1 protein-coding gene is annotated in these 1,035 nt (G+C 64.4%); it reads right to left on the bottom strand.

All coding sequences use genetic code 11. The features are described from left to right. A partial coding sequence (locus tag ACT84W_RS08705) for a class I tRNA ligase family protein (protein WP_444328933.1) occupies positions 1 to 1,035 on the bottom strand: 1,035 nt, incomplete at both ends.

The following is a 1,035-nucleotide window of genomic DNA, read 5'->3' as shown; positions in this document are numbered from 1 at the left end:
ACGGCGCGGGCGAGGCGGCTCAGCATCCAGGCGTCCTCGGCGGTCTCGGCCTTGGGCGCGCCCGGCTCGTAACCCTCGAGGTTCATCTGGACGAAGCGGCTCGCGTTCCAGATCTTGGTCACGAAGGCGCGCGCCTGCTCGGTGCGCGGGCTGTCGATGAGCTGCTTGGTCTTTTTGTCGATGTTCGCGTCGAACTTGACGTCCTGGTTGTTGGTGATGAGCGTGAGCAGGTTGTAGCGCATGGCGTCCGCGCCGTACTTGTCCATGAGCTGCATCGGGTCGACGCCGTTGCCCTTGGACTTCGACATGCGGCTGCCGTCCTTGGCGAGGATCGTCGCGTAGATGTAGACGTCGTGGAACGGGATCTCGTCGGTGCAGTACAGCGAGCTCATGATCATGCGCGCGACCCACAGCGCGATGATGTCGCGGGCTGTGACGAGGACCTTGGTCGGATGGTGCTCGGCGAGCTCGGAGGTGTCGTCGGGCCAGCCCTGCGTGGCGAAGGTCCACAGCTGCGAGCTGAACCAGGTGTCGAGGACGTCCTCGTCCTGGTGCACGTGGTGGCCGCCGCACTTCGGGCACACGTCGGTATCCTCCATGAGGGCGTCCTCCCAGCCGCAGTCCTCGCAGTAGAAGACCGGGATGCGGTGGCCCCACCACAGCTGGCGAGAGATGCACCAGTCCTTGAGGTTGTCCATCCAGGTGAGGTAAGTGTCGGTCCAACGGGCCGGGTGGAACTTGATCTCGCCGTTCTTGACGACCTCGGTGGCGCGCTCCTTGAGCTTGTCCACGGCAACGAACCACTGCTCAGAGAGCCAGGGCTCGAGCGCGGAGTCGCAGCGATAGCAGTGCATGACGGAGTGGTCGAGCTCCTCGATGTGGTCAAGAAGCCCGTGCTCGTCGAACCACTTGACGATGGCCTCGCGGCACTCGTCGCGGTTCATGCCGGAGAACTCGCCGTAGCCGTCCACGACGACCGCATGCTCGTCGAAGATGTTGATCTGCGGCAGGTCGTGGGCCTGGCCCATGGCGTAG

Origin of the sequence: Paratractidigestivibacter sp. (assembly GCF_052362415.1) — a bacterium.
In the GTDB taxonomy this organism is placed as follows: domain Bacteria; phylum Actinomycetota; class Coriobacteriia; order Coriobacteriales; family Atopobiaceae; genus Paratractidigestivibacter.
The sequence above is the reverse complement of the archived record's forward strand: the minus strand, read 5'-3'. Positions and strand labels throughout refer to the sequence as shown.